The sequence below is a fragment of the Porphyrobacter sp. AAP82 genome, assembly GCF_000331285.1.
GTDB lineage: Bacteria > Pseudomonadota > Alphaproteobacteria > Sphingomonadales > Sphingomonadaceae > Erythrobacter.
In genome coordinates this window covers 1-15,999 of the sequence record NZ_ANFX01000034.1, presented here as the reverse complement: position 1 = coordinate 15,999, position 15,999 = coordinate 1, and the positions used below count along the sequence as shown (strand labels likewise).

At 66.6% G+C, this 15,999-nt stretch carries 12 protein-coding genes; 10 read left to right on the top strand and 2 right to left on the bottom strand.

Annotated elements, in window-relative coordinates; all coding sequences use genetic code 11:
* Positions 1-48: 48 nt before the first annotated feature.
* The 3 genes from D620_RS0111285 to D620_RS0111275 are packed head-to-tail and all read left to right on the top strand — an operon-like array spanning position 49 to position 2,913.
* Positions 49-582, top strand: a complete 534-nt coding sequence (locus D620_RS0111285; protein WP_196795279.1) for a CoA transferase — start codon at positions 49-51, stop codon at positions 580-582.
* Positions 579-1,382, top strand: coding sequence for a crotonase/enoyl-CoA hydratase family protein (locus D620_RS0111280; RefSeq protein WP_026092158.1), 804 nt, complete (start codon positions 579-581; stop codon positions 1,380-1,382). Before D620_RS0111285 ends, D620_RS0111280 begins: the two co-directional genes overlap by 4 nt.
* A gap of 31 nt (positions 1,383-1,413) precedes the next feature.
* Positions 1,414-2,913 carry an acetyl-CoA acetyltransferase gene (locus D620_RS0111275; protein ID WP_017665917.1) on the top strand — a complete coding sequence of 500 codons (1,500 nt, stop codon included), beginning with the start codon at positions 1,414-1,416 and terminating at the stop codon, positions 2,911-2,913.
* A 238-nt stretch (positions 2,914-3,151) separates the two neighbouring features.
* Here the strand turns inward: D620_RS0111275 and fghA are convergent, their stop codons facing one another.
* Positions 3,152-3,988, bottom strand: a complete 837-nt coding sequence (fghA, locus tag D620_RS0111270; RefSeq protein ID WP_017665916.1) for an S-formylglutathione hydrolase — start codon at positions 3,986-3,988, stop codon at positions 3,152-3,154.
* A 101-nt stretch (positions 3,989-4,089) separates the two neighbouring features.
* Here fghA and D620_RS0111265 point away from each other — a divergent pair, with 101 nt between their 5' ends.
* The 3 genes from D620_RS0111265 (at position 4,090) to D620_RS0111255 (ending at position 9,715) form a co-directional block, all read left to right on the top strand.
* The gene (locus tag D620_RS0111265) at positions 4,090-5,877 is read left to right on the top strand and encodes a tetratricopeptide repeat-containing sulfotransferase family protein (protein ID WP_017665915.1); all 1,788 of its coding nucleotides are present in this window, start codon (positions 4,090-4,092) and stop codon (positions 5,875-5,877) included.
* Between the two features lie 153 nt (positions 5,878-6,030).
* Complete coding sequence (locus tag D620_RS0111260) at positions 6,031-8,409, top strand: TonB-dependent receptor (RefSeq protein WP_017665914.1); 2,379 nt, start codon at positions 6,031-6,033, stop codon at positions 8,407-8,409.
* A gap of 16 nt (positions 8,410-8,425) precedes the next feature.
* Complete coding sequence (locus D620_RS0111255; protein ID WP_026092156.1) at positions 8,426-9,715, top strand: amino acid permease; 1,290 nt, start codon at positions 8,426-8,428, stop codon at positions 9,713-9,715.
* Here D620_RS0111255 and D620_RS0111250 read toward each other — a convergent pair.
* Entirely contained in the window at positions 9,712-10,308 is a 597-nt protein-coding gene (locus D620_RS0111250) for a TetR family transcriptional regulator C-terminal domain-containing protein (protein ID WP_017665912.1), read from the bottom strand. The genes D620_RS0111255 and D620_RS0111250 overlap by 4 nt on opposite strands.
* Before the next feature lie 39 nt (positions 10,309-10,347).
* Here D620_RS0111250 and D620_RS0111245 point away from each other — a divergent pair, with 39 nt between their 5' ends.
* The 4 genes from D620_RS0111245 to D620_RS0111230 all read left to right on the top strand — a co-directional run bounded on the left by D620_RS0111245 (position 10,348) and on the right by D620_RS0111230 (position 15,874).
* On the top strand, positions 10,348-11,532 hold the full coding sequence (locus D620_RS0111245; protein WP_017665911.1) for an aromatic ring-hydroxylating oxygenase subunit alpha: 1,185 nt from the start codon (positions 10,348-10,350) through the stop codon (positions 11,530-11,532).
* Positions 11,529-13,136 (top strand): phytoene desaturase family protein, encoded by a 1,608-nt coding sequence (locus D620_RS0111240; RefSeq protein ID WP_026092155.1) that lies wholly within the window; start codon positions 11,529-11,531, stop codon positions 13,134-13,136. The genes D620_RS0111245 and D620_RS0111240 overlap by 4 nt, the downstream gene beginning before the upstream one ends.
* 66 nt (positions 13,137-13,202) lie before the next feature.
* The gene (locus D620_RS0111235) at positions 13,203-14,600 is read left to right on the top strand and encodes a M20/M25/M40 family metallo-hydrolase (protein WP_017665909.1); all 1,398 of its coding nucleotides are present in this window, start codon (positions 13,203-13,205) and stop codon (positions 14,598-14,600) included.
* 2 nt (positions 14,601-14,602) lie between these two features.
* Positions 14,603-15,874: a metal-dependent hydrolase family protein gene (locus tag D620_RS0111230; protein ID WP_017665908.1), complete on the top strand. Its 1,272-nt coding sequence runs from the start codon at positions 14,603-14,605 to the stop codon at positions 15,872-15,874.
* Positions 15,875-15,999: the final 125 nt, after the last annotated feature.

Below are 15,999 nucleotides of genomic sequence, written 5' to 3'. Positions count from 1 at the left end.
ATGAGGGGTCCCTTTTAGACGCCGATCACCCCGCTAACGGGGTCCCTTTTGCACGCCGGTCCACAGGTCACGGTGCGCGACGATGATGACTGGCAGAGGCTGTCGAGCATCATCGACGATCCCCTGTTCAAGGATCCTGCCACGGCGACGCGGCCGGGGCGGTTGGCGCGACGGGCGGAACTTGACGCGCGGCTGGGCCAGTGGATCGCGGGTCAGGATGCCGAAACCGTCGCCCAAACCTTGCAAGGCGCTGGCGTTCCTGCCGCACGGATGCTGCGTGTGCCGGAACAGCCCGAGTACCCCTATTACATCGAGCGCGGCCTGTTCCGGGTCGATCACGACGATCTGCTCCCCGATCCGCTCGTGATCGAACGGCGGCCCGCGATCTGGAACACGATTCCCGATGCCGACAATCGCCCTGCGCCGCTGGTGGGTCAGGACACTTTTGACGTTGTCCGGGAATGGCTGGGGCTGGAGGATGCCGAAATCGACCGGCTGGCCGCCGAGGGCGTGCTCGAAACCGTATCGGACAAGATCCGCAGCCTGATCGCTGACGGTTCATACAAGGAGGGCGCCCAATGAGTGATGCAGGTAACGAAGCGGTTCTGGTCGAACGCCGCGGCAACGTTCTACTGGTGACCATCAACCGTCCGCAGGCGCGCAATGCCGTGAATGCCGCAGTCCATGTCGGGATCGGCGAAGCGCTCGAACAGGCAGAGGCCGACCCGGATGTTCGCGTGATCATTCTGACCGGAGCAGGCGACAAGGCATTTTGCGCCGGGGCCGATCTGGTCGCGCTGTCGCGCGGCGAGGCTATCGCACCGGCGGACCCGGTGCAGCGGGCATGGGGCTTTGCCGGGTTTGTTCAGCACCCCGTGTCCAAGCCCGTGATCGCGGCGGTCAATGGCTTTGCCCTCGGTGGCGGCACGGAACTCGCGCTGGCGAGCGATTTGGTGATTGCCGCCGGAACCGCCCAGTTCGGCCTGCCCGAGGTGAAGCGCGGCATTCTTGCGGCCGCAGGCGGTGCGTTTCGGCTCGTGCAGCAATTGCCTGCCAAGATCGCGATGGAATATCTGCTGACGGGCGAGCCGTTCAGCGCCGAACGGGCTGCAGAGCTCGGCCTCGTCAACATGGTTGTTCCCGCCGAACAGCTTCTGGACGAGGCCCTTGCCTTGGCTGCCCGGATCGCGGTCAATGCGCCGCTCTCGGTGCAGGCCTCGAAACGGATCGCGCTCGGTATCATCGATGGCACGCGGCCTGATGAAGACAGCTCCTGGGCGCACAATGACTCCGAAAGACGGCAGGTGATGCAAAGCGAGGATGCCCGCGAGGGGCCTCGCGCCTTTGCGGAAAAGCGCGCTCCCGTCTGGAAGGCGCGTTAGGCCCGTTGTCGATCAATCAGGAACTCGTGACATGCAGGACCCCGAACGCATTTCGGTGATCATTGGCGTTGGCCAGATCAATGACCGTCCCGAAGATCCCGAGCTGGGCCTCGATCCGCCGGGCCTGATGGCCGCAGCGCTGCGCCTTGCGGAACAGGATGCGGGCGGCGATGTGCTGGCCCGGCTCGACAGCCTCGCCATCGTTGATCAGATCAGCTTCCGCGAGCTTGGCAATCTGTGCGACACGCTGGCCCGGGCTATCGGGGCCAATCCGCGGATCAATTACCAGTCCGAAGCGCCCCATGGCGACACGCCGATCCGCCTGCTGAACGAAGCGGCAAACCGCATCGGATCAGGCGAGGTTACGCTCGCCGCGGTTGTGGGCGGGGAAGCCCTGCGGACGGCCGCTGCCCGCGCGGCAGCGCGCACAAGGACTGATAGCGCAAGCCATAACGCGCTGCGGGCGGCGGCGCGCCGGCGCGAGCCGGGCTATCTTCAATTGCACGGTCTGTCGGCGCCGGTGGATGTCTATCCCATCTACGAGAACGCCGGACGGGCAGCCTATGGGCAGACGCTGGCCGAGGGCCAGGCCGAAACCGGTGCGATCTGGGCGCAGTTCAGCGAAGTGGCCGCCAGCAACGAAGGCGCATGGATCCGCAAGGCCATGCCGGCGGAAGAGATCCTGACGCCGGGACCGAAGAACCGCCCGCTGGCGTTCCCCTATACCAAGCTCACGGTCGCCAATTCCTCCGTCAATCAGGGGGCCGGGTTCATTGTCACCAGCCTCGCCGAAGCGCGGCGTCGGGGCATGGCGGAGGAGCGCCTCATCTATGTCGGCATGGGCGCGGCTGCCAAGGAAGACCCGAATATCCTGCGCCGTGACCGTTATGACCGGTCGGTCAGCATGGACACGGCGATCCGTCGCACGCTCGAACTCAATGGCATGACCGGCGCCGATCTCGATCTTGTCGAGCTCTACAGTTGCTTTCCCTGCGTTCCCAAGATGGCGCGCCGTACATTGGGTTGGCCACTGGAACGACCGGCGAGCGTGTTTGGCGGATTGACCTTCGGCGGCGGCCCGATCGCCAATTACATGAGCCATGCCGTCGTCTCGATGGTCCAGCGCCTGCGCGAGGAAAGAGGCAACGGTTTCCTCTTCGCCAATGGGGGCTATGCCACGGACAACCATTGTATCGTGATCGCATCCCGGCCCATCGCCGCAGCCAGCTTCCCCCAGAATTTCGATTACCAGGCCGAGGCCGACGCCGCGTGCGAACCGGTTCCGATCCTGAACAAGGACTATGTCGGCCCCGCTGCGATCGAAAGCTACACAGTCTTCCATGATCGCGAGGGCCAGCCTGTCAGCGGCGTGGTAGTGGCTCGCACAGCGAGTGGGGAGCGCACCTTGTGTCAGATCGATGTGCAGGACCCTGAGATGCTCGCCTTTTTCGTGAGTGGTCAGATTGAGCCTGTCGGCAAGCGGGGCCACATTCTCTTGGAGGATGGGGCAAGGTCATGGACGAATGCATAGGGAGCCTATTCCGATACGTTCCTGTGAAAGCATCACACCTGTCCGTCGTCCCGGATGTGTCCGTCCAACCTTATGGGAAGCACAGAAAATTGGGGGCAGAGTTTGGGGCATAATTAGGCGGAGGTCAAATTAAAGTATAGAATATTCAATAAATTAATAACATTAATCGAATCCCCCCTCTCCGCCAATCATACCCTGTGGCGGCTGATCCTCGGGGGGCAAGCTTGCATTCCGGCAATCAACGCTTCAGCCGGTCGGCATGCCAGGCGATGTGTTCTGCCATGAAGGTCGAGATGAAGAAATAGGAGTGGTCGTAGCCCTCCTGCATCCGGATCCTTGCCGGGATCCCTGCGCCTGCGCAGGCGGCCTCCAGCAGCGGCGTGCGCAACTGCCCTTCGAGGAAATTGTCGGCGCTGCCCTGATCGACGAGCAGTTCGGGCAGGCGCGCGCCGGCTTCGATCAGCATGGCCGCGTCATATCCGGCCCACGCCGCGCGGTCCTCGCCGAGGTAGCGGGCCAGCGCCTTTTCTCCCCACGGCACCTGTGCGGGTGCACAGATCGGCGCGAAGGCGCTGACCGAGCGGAACCGGCCGGGATTGCGCAGAGCGATGGTGAGCGCGCCGTGCCCGCCCATCGAGTGTCCGGTGATCGCCTGACGGGTCATGTCGGCGGGGAAGCTGCCGGCGATGAGCGCGGGCAGCTCGTCCTCGATATAGGAGCGCATCCGGTAATGCCTCGCCCAGGGCTGCTGGGTGGCATCGACATAGAAGCCTGCGCCCTTGCCGAAGTCGTATTCCTCGGGCGCATCGGGAACGTCGTCGCCGCGCGGGCTCGTGTCGGGGGCGATGAAGATGATGCCGTGCTGGGCGCAGGCGGCGCGGTATTCGCCCTTCTCCATGACATTGGCATGGGTGCAGGTGAGCCCCGAGAGATACCACAGCACCGGCAGCCGCTCGCCCGGCGCGTGATCGGGCACGAACACCGCGAAGGTCATGTCGGTGCCGGTCGCCGCGCTGGCGTGGCGATAGACGCCTTGCGTGCCGGCGTGGCTGCGGGTTTCGGACAGGGTCTCCATGCTTGTGGTCTCCGGCTGTGTGACGAGGGCGGGTTAGGGCTTGGTGATGGCGGGGGCAAGGCCACTACCCACTCGCGCAGCCACATGTTACGCGGGCGCCCATGAGCAAGAGCGAGGCAGGACAGGTGTCGCCCATTGTCGAGCTGGCGCGGCGCGATCCTGCCGCCGCAGCCGCACAGCTGCGGATCGTCACGCAGCGCAATCCGGCCGACGCCGGTGCCCACCGCATGCTCGGCCGCCTGCTGCGCCAGCTGGGCCGCGACGAGGAGGCGGCGCGGGCCGAGATGGACGCGGTCCGCGCTGCCGCGCATGATCCGCGGATGCTGGCGATTGCCCGGGCGCTGCTCGCCAATGATCTGCCCGCCGCCGAAGCCGGACTGCGCGAGCGCCTCTCGGCCCAGCCGACCGATGTTGCCGCGATCCGCATGATGGCCGAGCTGGCCGGGCGGCTCGGGCGTTACGGCGATGCCGAGACCCTGCTGCGCCGCGCGCTCGAGCTTGCGCCGTCTTTCACTGCGGCCGAGGCGAATCTCGCGACGGTGCTCTACCGCCAGAGCCGTTACGCCGAAGCGGCCGAGGTGCTCGAAGCGGTGCTGGCGCGCGACCCGGCGCATTCGGGCAACCGCAACCTGCTCGCCGCCACGCTCGGGCGGATCGGCGATTATGACGAGGCGCTCGCGATCTATGACGAGCTGACCCGGACCTTCCCCGATCACGCCAAGCTGTGGATGAGCTACGGGCACATGCTCAAGACCGTCGGCCGTCAGGACGACAGCATCGCCGCCTATCGCCGCGCGCTGGCGGCCGAGCCCAATCTGGGCGAGGTGTGGTGGAGCCTAGCCAACCTTAAGACCGTCACCTTCACCGATGCCGACATCGCGGCGATGGAAGCGGCGCTGGGTGCCGGGATCGGGTCGGATGACGCGCTCCACCTCCACTTCGCGCTGGGCAAGGCGTGGGGCGACCGCAGGGATGCGGGCAGGAGCTTCCACCACTTCGCCGCGGGCAACGCCTTGCGCAGCACGGATCTGGGCTACCGGCCGGAGATGACTTCGCGGCAGGTCGACAGCATGATCGCGGTGCTGACGCCGGCGTTTCTGGCCGAGCGGGCCGGGCAGGGCGATCCGTCGCCCGATCCGGTCTTCATCCTCGGCCTGCCGCGTGCGGGCTCGACGCTGCTCGAACAGATCCTCGCCAGCCACTCGGCGATCGAGGGGACGATGGAGCTGCCCGACATTCCGGCCATGGCGATGCGCGAGGCCAAACAGGCGGGGCTCGACCCGCGCGACTGGCCGCTGGCGGTGGCCGGCATGGCGCCCGGACGGTTCGCACAGCTGGGGGCCGAATTCCTCGAGCGCACCCGGGTGCAGCGCAAGACCGGACGGCCGTTCTTCATCGACAAGCTGCCCAACAACTGGGCCTATGCCGGCTTCATCCATCTGATCCTGCCGCGCGCGAAGATCATCGACGCGCGGCGCAGTCCGATGGATTGCTGCTTTTCCAATTTCCGCCAGCACTTCGCCAAGGGGCAGGGGTTCAGCTATTCGCTCGATCACATCGGTCGCTACTATGCCGATTATGTGCGCGCGATGGACCATTACGATCGCGTGCTGCCCGGCCGCATCCACCGCGTGATCCATGAGCGCCTGCTCGATGACCCGGAAGGCGAGGTGCGCGCGATGCTCGCCTATCTCGGCCTGCCCTTCGAGGAGGCCTGCATGGAGTTCCACCGCAACACCCGCGCGGTGCGGACCGCATCGTCCGAGCAGGTCCGCCGGCCGATCAACCGCGACGGGGTGGACCAGTGGGAGCCCTATGCGCAGTGGCTCGGGCCCTTGCGCGCGGCGCTCGGCGATCTGGTCGAGACCTATGCCGATCGGCCCGTTTGACCGGCCGCAAGATGTGACAAATTTGTCATAGCGGGCAACCAAACTACATCATCGGGACATTGAAGGTAAGCAACCGCTTGGCAATCGGCCGCTCCTGTGGCGGTTTGTTGCGGGGGTCTGGCACACTGCCACAGGGAGGCACCTTTGACGTTCATGGAATCCAACCGGATGCGGGTCGTTACCGCGTCTCTTCTCGCAGGCACCGCGATGGTCATCGCGGCTCCGGTCGCGGCGCAGGACACGGCTGATGACAGCGGCGGTGACGACAATGTCATCATCGTCACCGCGCAGAAGCGCTCGCAGAACCTCCAGGATGTGCCGATCGCGATCACGGCTCTGGGAACAGAGTCGCTCGACCAGTTGCAGATCAACGAAGTGCGCGACATCGCCAAGTTCCTGCCCTCGGTCACGGTGCAGACCGGCGGGCCCGGCTTCAGCCAGGTCTATTTCCGCGGCGTTGCCAGCGGCGAGAACGCGAACCACTCCGCCTCGCAGCCCACGGTCGGCATCTATCTTGATGAAATGCCGATCACGACCATCCAGGGCGCGCTTGATATCCACGCCTATGACCTTGCCCGGGTCGAGGCGCTGGCCGGGCCGCAAGGCACGCTCTACGGCGCCAGTTCGATGGCGGGCACGATCAAGATGGTCACCAATGCGCCCGATTACAAAGACAGCTACGGCGCGATGGATTTCGAGCTGAACAGCGTCAACCGCGGCGATTTCGGCGGGGTGGCCGAAGCCTTCTACAACGCCAGGATCTCCGATACCGCCGCGGTGCGCATCGTCGCCTGGTACCGGCGGGACGGCGGCTTCATCGACAATATCGCCGGCAGCCGCACCTATCCCAGCTCGGGCATCACCCAGAACAACAATGCCCTGGTCGAGGACGATTACAACGACGTCGACACCTACGGCGCGCGCGTCGCGCTGGGGATCGAATTGAACGACAGCTGGACCCTGCGCCCGACCGTCATGGGCCAGATCCAGAACGCCGACGGCAGCTTCGCGCAGGAGCGCAGCAGGGCGGTCACCCGCTCGCTCCAGACGGTGCAGTACAATCCTGAATCCTCGAAGGACAAGTGGCTCCAGGCCGCGCTGACCATCGAGGGCAAGATCGGCAGCTGGGACCTCGTGGCCACCGGCGGCCACCTGTGGCGCACCACCGACACCGAATCCGACTATTCGGACTACGCCTATTTCTATGACGCGCTGTTCGGCTCGGGCGCGTTTTTCTACGACAATGCCGGCGCGCTGGTGAACCCGAACCAGTATATCCAGGGCAATGACAGCTACCGCCGCGCCTTCGGCGAACTGCGCATCTCGAGCCCGGCCGAAGCGCCGCTGCGCTTCATCGGCGGTGTGTTCGCGCAGCGTCAGAAGCACGACATCACCCAGAACTACATCATCGACAACATCGCGGATTCGATCACTGTCACGGGCACGCCGAGCAACATCTGGCTGACCCGCCAGACCCGCGTCGACCGCGATTATGCCGCGTTCGGCGAGCTGAGCTACGATGTCACCGACCAGCTCACGCTGACCGGCGGCGCGCGGCTCTACAACTACAAGAACTCGCTGGTCGGCTTCTTCGGCTACAGCGCGGGCTTTTCGAGCCGGACCGGCGAGGCCGCGTGCTTCGGCCCGGCGCAGGTCGCCGGCTCGCCCTGTACCAACCTCGACAAGGTCACCTCGGATACCGACGCGATCTACAAGCTCAATGCGACCTACAAGATCACGCCCGATATCCTGGTCTATGCCACCTGGTCGCAGGGCTTCCGTCCCGGCGGGGTCAACCGGCGCGGCACGTTGCCGCCCTACCTTCCCGACACGCTCGACAATTACGAGCTCGGCTGGAAGACGCAGTTCGGCGATGTCACCTTCAACGGCGCGGTCTATCAGGAGGACTGGAACGACATCCAGCTGTCCTTCCTGGGCGCCAACGGGCTGACCGAAATCCGCAATGTCGGGATCGCGCGGATCAGGGGAATCGAGTCCGATTTCACCTATCGCGCCGACGGGCTGACCCTGTCGCTTTCGGGCAGCTACAACGACGCGACGATCCGGCGCGATTTCTGCCGGATCGCCAATGCGAGCTTCGATTGCACCATCGGCGCGGGCAATGCGCGGCTGGCATCGGCCGGCACGCAGCTGCCGGTCACCGCGAAGTTCAAGGGCAACGCCATAGCGCGCTACGAATTCCCGCTCGGCGGATGGGACGCGCATGCCCAGGGCGCGGCGGCCTATATCGGCCGGCGGCGCAGCGACCTTCGCGATCTCCAGAACGACATCAAGGGCGATTTCGACCCCTATGCCACGGTCGATCTCAGCTTCGGCGTCAAGAAGGACAACCTGCGCTTCGAGCTCTACGCGACCAACCTGTTCGATTCGCGCGGCGTGATCAACAGCGGGGTGCAGTGCGGGGAGACCGTCTGCGGGGACGCCGACGGGCTGACCAACTCCGGCGGGGTGTTTTACGATGTCGTGACTCGGCCGCGCATCATCGGCATCAAGGCGGGCTTCGATTTCTGATCCCGTGACGCAGCCCATGCAAACAACAGAAAGGCCGGGCCACAAGCTCGGCCTTTTTGCTGCCATTGCCCTCGTTATGGGCAACATGATCGGATCGGGGGTGTTCCTGCTCCCGGCGAGCCTGGCCCCGTTCGGCTGGAACGCGGTTGCGGGCTGGATCGTCACCACTGCCGGGACGCTGGTGCTGGCCTGGGTGCTGGCCGCGCTGACCCGCGCGCGGCCCGGGGCGAGCGATCCGGCGGGCTTCGTCACCGAAGCCTTCGGCGAGCTTCCCGCCTTTCTGGTGGGCTGGGTTTACTGGGTATCGGTGTGGACCGCGGTGGTCTCGATCGCGGTCGCGGCGGTGAGTTATGCCTCGTCCTTCATCCCGGCGATCACCGCCATCCCGATGGGCCCGGCTCTGTCGGCGATCGCGCTGGTGTGGGCGATGACGCTGCTCAACCTGCGCGGCGTGCGGGCGGCGGGCAATTTCCAGATCGCGACCTTGCTCCTGAAGCTCGTGCCGCTGGTCGCTGTGATCGTGATCGCGGCGCTGGTGGCGGGCACGGGCGAGGCCGAGATCCGGCCCTTCGCGATGAGCGAGCTCAATGGCACCGACCTGCGCGGTGCGGCGGCGCTGACGCTGTTCGCGCTGCTCGGCTTCGAATGCGCGAGCATCGCGGCGGCGCGGGTCGAAAACCCTGCGGTCAACGTGCCGCGCGCAACCATGTGGGGCACGGGGCTGACCGGAGCGCTTTACCTGCTGGTGTGCTCGGCCATCGCGCTGATGCTGCCCGAGGCGGTCGCCGCGAACTCGCCGGCGCCCTTTGCGACCTTCGTCGAGCGCTACTGGAGCGCCGGCCCTGCGGCCCTGGTGACGGTCTTCGCGATCGTCAGCTGCATCGGCGCGATCAATGGCTGGGTGCTGCTCCAGGGCGAGCTGCCGCGCGCCATGGCGCAGCGCGGGATGCTGCCGCTCTGGTTTGCCGCGACCGACCGCCACGGCACCCCGCACCGCGCCCTGCTGGTGTCGAGCGTCATCGCCGCGGTCTGCCTCGCTCTCAATGCGAGCAGGGACATGCAGGGCATTTACGAATTCGTGCTGCTGCTTTCGACCAGCGCGGCGTTGTGGCTCTACCTTGCCTGCGCGCTGGCGGCGTGGAAGATGAAGGTGGCGCGGGGCTTTGCCGAGGCGGGGGCGGCTTATGCGCTGTGGACGCTATGGGGCGCCGGGATCGAAGCGAGCGGTTGGAGCCTCGTCCTGATGGGGGCGGGCATCCCGCTCTACCTGTGGGCGCGGCGGGGGGCCGTGCCGACCGCGAGCTAGGCGGTCAAGGCGTCGAGCCATCTTGCCGCCAGTGTCTCGGCCTCCTCGGCACTGAACGGCGCCTGCCCGAGCGAGAGTTCGAGCCACAACCCGTCGATCAGTGCGGTCAGCGCGACGGCAATGACCCGCACGTCGGCGATATCGGGGCGGTAAGCGCGCAAGCATTCCTCCAGCCCCTGCCGGAAACTGCCGTATACCTCGGCCCGCACCGCCGCGACTTCGGCATCGCTGCGGGTGAGGCTCCAGAAGGCGACATAGGTGGCAAGCAGTTCGGGCGTGGCGATCGGGGCACGGAAATTGGCCGCAAGATAGGCGATCAGCCGTGCGCGCGGATCGGGTCCGGCGGCCGCCACCGCCTCCTCCAGCGCCCGGTCGATCTCCGCGCCGGTCCAGCGGTAGGTCTCGGCCATCGCGTCCGAGACGCTGGCGAAATAGTGCCGCAGCAGGCCTGCCGAAACCCCTGCCTCGGCGCAGATCGTGCGCACCGAGACGCCCGCTGCGCCCCGTGCCGCCAGCACGCGCGCGGTCGCCTCGATCAGGCTCTGGCGGCGCGCATCGGGATCGGCGCGGGTAAAGGCGGGTTGTGCGCTCATGCCGGGCTTGTTATACGAATGTAAAGCAAGGAAGCGCGCATGGCAACTCGGTCTCTCCCCGCCCACGACAACGACCCGCTCGAGGGGTGGAGCCTGCCGGCCTGGACCTATCACGATGCCGAGTTTCACAAGGTCGAACTGGACCGCGTTTTCCGCCCGAGCTGGCAGGTGGTGTGCCACGTCAGCGACATTCCGGCGGCAGGCGACTGGCACAGCCTCGACTATTGCAGCGAGAGCGTGATCGTGGTGCGCGGGGCCGACGACGTGCTGCGCGCCTTCACCAACGTCTGCCGCCACCGCGGCTCGCGCCTCGTCGACGGGGCGAGCGGCTGCGCGAAGAAGCTGGTCTGCCCCTATCACGCCTGGACCTATGATCTCGACGGCCGGCTCACCGGGGTCCCTGACAGCGCCAGCTATCCGACGCTCGACCGCAATCAGGCGGGCCTTGTCGCGGTTGAACTGGAGGTGTGGCGCGGCTTCATCTTCGTGCGGCTGCAAGATGACGGCGGGCCCACGGTCGCGCAAGCGATGGCGCCTTTCGAGGCGATGGTCGCGCCCTACCGTTTCGAGGAACTCGAAGCTCTGGGCCGCGTCACCCTGCGTCCGCGCGAGGTGAACTGGAAGAATGTCGGCGACAATTACTCCGATGGCCTCCACATCCCCGTTGCCCATCCCGGCCTCACGCGCCTGTTCGGCAAGGGTTACGGGATCGAGGCCGAAGCCCATGTCGACCGCATGTGGGGCGCGATGATCGACCGGGAGAGCGTCAACTGGTCCGAACGGATGTACCAGCGCCTGCTCCCGCCGGTCCCGCACCTGCCGGAGGACAAGCAGCGCTTCTGGCTTTATTTCAAGCTCTGGCCCAATGTCGCCTTCGACATCTATCCCGACCAGATCGATTTCATGCAGTGGCTGCCCACCGGCCCCACCACCTGCCTGATCCGCGAGATCAGCTATGTCCTGCCCGATGCCCCTGACGACAAATGGCGCCGCGAGATGCGCGCCGCGCGCTACTTGAACTGGCGCATCAACCGCCAGGTCAACGCCGAGGACACCGCGCTCATCACCCGCGTCCAGCAGGGCATGGCGAGCCGCAGCTTCAGCATGGGGCCGCTGAGCGACAAGGAGGTGTGCCTCAAGCATTTCTGTCGCCGCATCCGTGACCTGATCCCCGAGGCCCGCCTCGAACAGCAACCCGCAGCCGGATGGAGCCGCCGCGCATGACCCAGAAATACGACGCCGTGATCATCGGCGCGGGCCACAATGGCCTCGCTTGCGCCTTCTACCTCGCGCAGGCGGGTTTGAAGGTGCGCATCCTCGAGCGGCGCGATATCGTCGGCGGGGCGGCGGTGACCGAGGAGTTCCACCCCGGCTTCCGCAATTCGGTGGCGAGCTATACGGTCAGCCTGCTCCAGCCCAAGGTGATCCGCGACATGCGGCTTGCGGACTACGGCTACCGCGTGATCGAACGGCCGATCAGCAATTTTCTCCCGCAGGAGGATGGCGGCTACCTCAAGCTGGGCGGCGGGCTGGAACGCACCCAGGCCGAATTCGCGCGCTTCTCGGCCGCCGATGCGGCGACGCTGCCTGCCTATTACGATGCGCTCGAAGGCGTCGCCGAAGTGCTGCGCAGCCTCGCGCTCAAGAGCCCGCCCAATGTCGGCGAGGGCCTGCGCACGCTGATCGCCGGCGCATCGCAGGGTTGGGGCCTCTCCAAGCTCGGCCTCGAAGCCAAGCGCGATGTGCTCGACCTCTTCGTCAAATCCGCCACCAGCTTCCTCGGCCAGTGGTTCGAAAGCGAAGCGGTGAAGGCTGCTTTCGGCTTTGACGCGGTGGTTGGCAACTACGCCAGCCCCGACACGCCGGGCAGCGCCTATGTGCTGCTCCACCATGTCTTCGGCGAGGTGAACGGCAAGAAGGGCGCCTGGGGCCACTGCATCGGCGGAATGGGCACGATCACTCAGATCATGGCGCAGGTGTGCCGCGAGGCGGGGGTCGAAATCAGCCTCGAGGCCCCGGTCGCCGAGGTGCTGGTCGATGGCGATACGGTCGCAGGGGTGAAGCTCGAAAGCGGCGAGGAGATCGCGGCCAGGCGCGTGATCGCCAATGTCGGCCCCAAGCTGCTCTACGGCAAGATGCTTGGCGAACAGCACCAGCCCGAGGACTTCCGCCGCCGGATGCGCGGTTACAAGGCGGGAGGGGGGACCTTCCGCATGAACGTGGCGCTCAGCGAATTGCCGCGCTTCACCTCGCTCCCCGAACCGGGCGAGCATCACCAGAGCGGCATCATCATCGCGCCGACGCTCGCCTACATGGACAAGGCCTTCCTTGACGCCAAGGCGCATGGCTGGTCGAAGCGGCCGATTGTGGAGATGCTGATCCCCTCGACGGTGGACGACAGCCTCGCGCCCACGGGCCAGCATGTCGCCAGCCTGTTCTGCCAGCAATTCGCCCCCGAGCTGCCAGACGGGCGCGATTGGGATGACGAGGAAGACGCCGCCGCCGATACCATCATCGATACGGTCGAAGCCCATGCGCCCGGCTTCCGCGCCTCGATCCTCGGGCGGCAGGTGCTGAGCCCCAAGGGGCTCTACAAGAAGTTCGGCCTCGTCGGCGGGGACATCATGCATGGCCACATGAGCCTTGACCAGCTGTGGAGCGCGCGGCCCGTGCTCGGCAATGGGGCCTATCGCGGGCCGGTAAAGGGGCTCTACATGTGCGGCGCGGGCAATCACCCCGGCGGCGGCGTCACCGGCGCGCCTGGCCACAATTGCGCGAGGGAAGTGATCGCCGACGGCGGCGGCTTCCGGCGTTTCGCGGCGGTCTAGGCACGGCGGTTGCCGCCGGTGCCGGATTGCCATAGCCTCAAGGTCCGACAATCGAGGGAACTGCCGATGCGCTCCACACTCCTGCTCGCCGGCCTGTTGGCAGCTGCCGTTTCTGACCCGGCGCTCGCACAGGCAGCGCCCCCGCCCGAACAGCAGGTGGTGGACCTCGCCCGCGCGGCGATCGCGCTGCGCTCGGTGCGGGGCGAGGACAACGCGACGGGCAAGGTCGCCACGCTGTTGAGGAAAACGCTGATCGAGGCCGGCTGGAAGGCGGCCGAGATCGAGATCGTGCCGGTCGACGACACCGCCTATCTCGTCGCCACCTGGAAGGGGAAGAACCCCGCAGCTGGCCCGATCGTCATCTCCGCGCATATGGACGTGGTCGATGCCAAGCCGGAAGACTGGAAGCGCGATCCCTTCACCCCGGTGGTCGAGAACGGCTACCTGTTCGGGCGCGGCTCAAGCGACACCAAGTTCGACATGGTGCAGGCGATGGTCGCAGTGATGGAACTGCGCAAATCCGGCTTCGTCCCCGAACGCAGCATCGTGCTTGCCTTCTCGGGTGACGAGGAGACGACGATGGTCACCTCCAGGATCATTGCCGAAAGGCTCAAGGGTGCCCGGCTGGTGCTCAATGTCGACGGGGCTTCGGGCAGCCTTGACGATGCCAGCGGCAAGCCCGCCTACTGGAGCTGGCAGGGCGCCGAGAAGACCTACGCCGATTACGAGCTGGAGGTGACCAACCCCGGCGGCCACAGCTCCACCCCGCGCGAGGATAATGCGATTGTTCAGCTTTCGGGGGCCCTGGGCCGGATTGGCGCGCATCATTTCACGCCGGAAGTGAACGACATCACCCGCGACTATTTCACCAAGGCAGCCGCCTTCGTCTCCGATCCGCTGCTGGCCGCTGCGATGCGCGCCTTTGCCGCCGACCCGGCCGACAAGGCGGCAATCGCGGTGCTGCGCGGCAATCCGGCCTATGTCGGCAAGATCGCGACGACCTGTGTGCCGACGATGGTGAGCGCCGGCCACGGCCGCAATGCACTCCCCCAGCGCGCGACGGCGATCGTCAATTGCCGCATCTTCCCCGGCCATTCCAAAGAGGAGGTGCTGGCCGATCTCGCGAGGATCGCCGCAGAGCCGGCCATGACGATCCGCGAGATCGACCCCGAATACACCGTCGCTGCTCCCGCCTCGCCGTATGACGAGGCCTTCGTTGGTGCCGCGACACGGGCGATCGAGGGGGCCTTCGGGCCGGTCCCGGTGATCGCGGCGCAGGCCTCGGGCGCATCGGATTCGATGTGGTTCCGCGCGCTTGGCGTTCCCAGCTACGGCGCAAGCGGCACTTTCATGCGCGACAGCGACGATTTCTCCCACGGCCTCGATGAACGCGTGCCGATCGGCAAGATCGGCAAGAGCCTTGCATATTACCGCCTGTTGCTGACCGAGCTGTCGTCGAAGTGAGAATGCCAGCCGCCATCGCCGCCCTGCTGGCGCTGGCCGCACCCGCGCCCGCGCTGGCCGAGACGCTCTATGTTACGGCAGGGCGGCTGCTCGATGTTGCAAGCGGCGCGGTGCTGACCGGGCAATGCATTCTGACCGAGGGCGAGCGCATCGTCAGGATCGAGCCCTGCGCCGCCGCGCCGGAGGGGGCGCAGCGCGTGGACTGGTCGGCCTACAGCGTCCTGCCCGGGCTGATCGACCTCCACACCCATCTTGCCGACACCGGCAGCAGCGCGGACCTTGCCGATCCCTTGAAGACCTCGCCGGTCGAGACGGTGCTGATCGGAGCGAGGAATGCGCGGGTCACGCTCGAGGCAGGCTTCACCACGGTGCGCGATGTCGGCACCTATCGCGGGCTGACCGACGTGGCCTTGCGCAATGCCATTGCCAAGGGGCTGGTGCCGGGCCCGCGGATGTTCGTCGCCGGGGCCTATCTCACCCATCCGGGCGGCGGCGGCGAGCTGAACGGTGTGGTCCCCAATGACCGGCTGCCCGCCGATATGCGGCTGGGCGTGCTCTCCGGCCCCGACGAGGCCGCCGCGCGCGCCACCTTCCTGTTCGATGGGGGCGTCGATTTTCTGAAGCTCATGGCAACCGGCGCGGTGCTGGCGATCGGCACCGAACCGGGCGAGCCCGAACTCACCGAGGCCGAGATGCGCGCCGCAATCGCCGTGGCCGCCGCGCGCGGGTCCTATGCCACCGCCCACGCGCACGGCGAGGAAGGGATCAAGGCCGCGATCCGCAGCGGAGTGCGCAGCATCGAGCATGCCAGCCTGATCGACGAGGAAGGCCTGGCGATGGCCCGCGAGCACGGCGTGTGGCTGGTCATGGACATCTTCAACGGCGACTACATCGACGCAGTCGGCACGGCGGAAGGCTGGCCGGAAGAATATCTGCGCAAGAACCGCGAGACCACGCAGGTCCAGCGCGATGCGTTTCGCCGCGCGGTCGAACTGGGCGTGCCGCTCGCCTTCGGCTCGGATGCCGGGGTCTATCCGCACGGGCTGAACGCGCGCCAGTTCCGATATATGGTCGAAGGCGGCATGAGCCCGCGCCAGGCCATCGCAGCGGCGACGACGAGCGCGGCGCAGGTCCTCGGCAAGGGGCAGGAACTGGGCCGGATCGCGCCGGGCTATCTTGCCGACATGATCGCGGTGAGCGGCGATCCGCTCGCCGACATCACCGTGCTCGAGCGCGTTTCGGCCGTGATCAAGGGCGGGAAGCTGGTCCCCTAGCATTGCAGCGGCCGGGCAGCGAGGGCTGTGACCGGCAGCCCGATCAGGCCATCTGCGCCGGGCTGGCGGGGATGATGGCGTAGGCGAAGAAGGCGGCCGAGATCACGACCGAGAAGGCGGCGGCG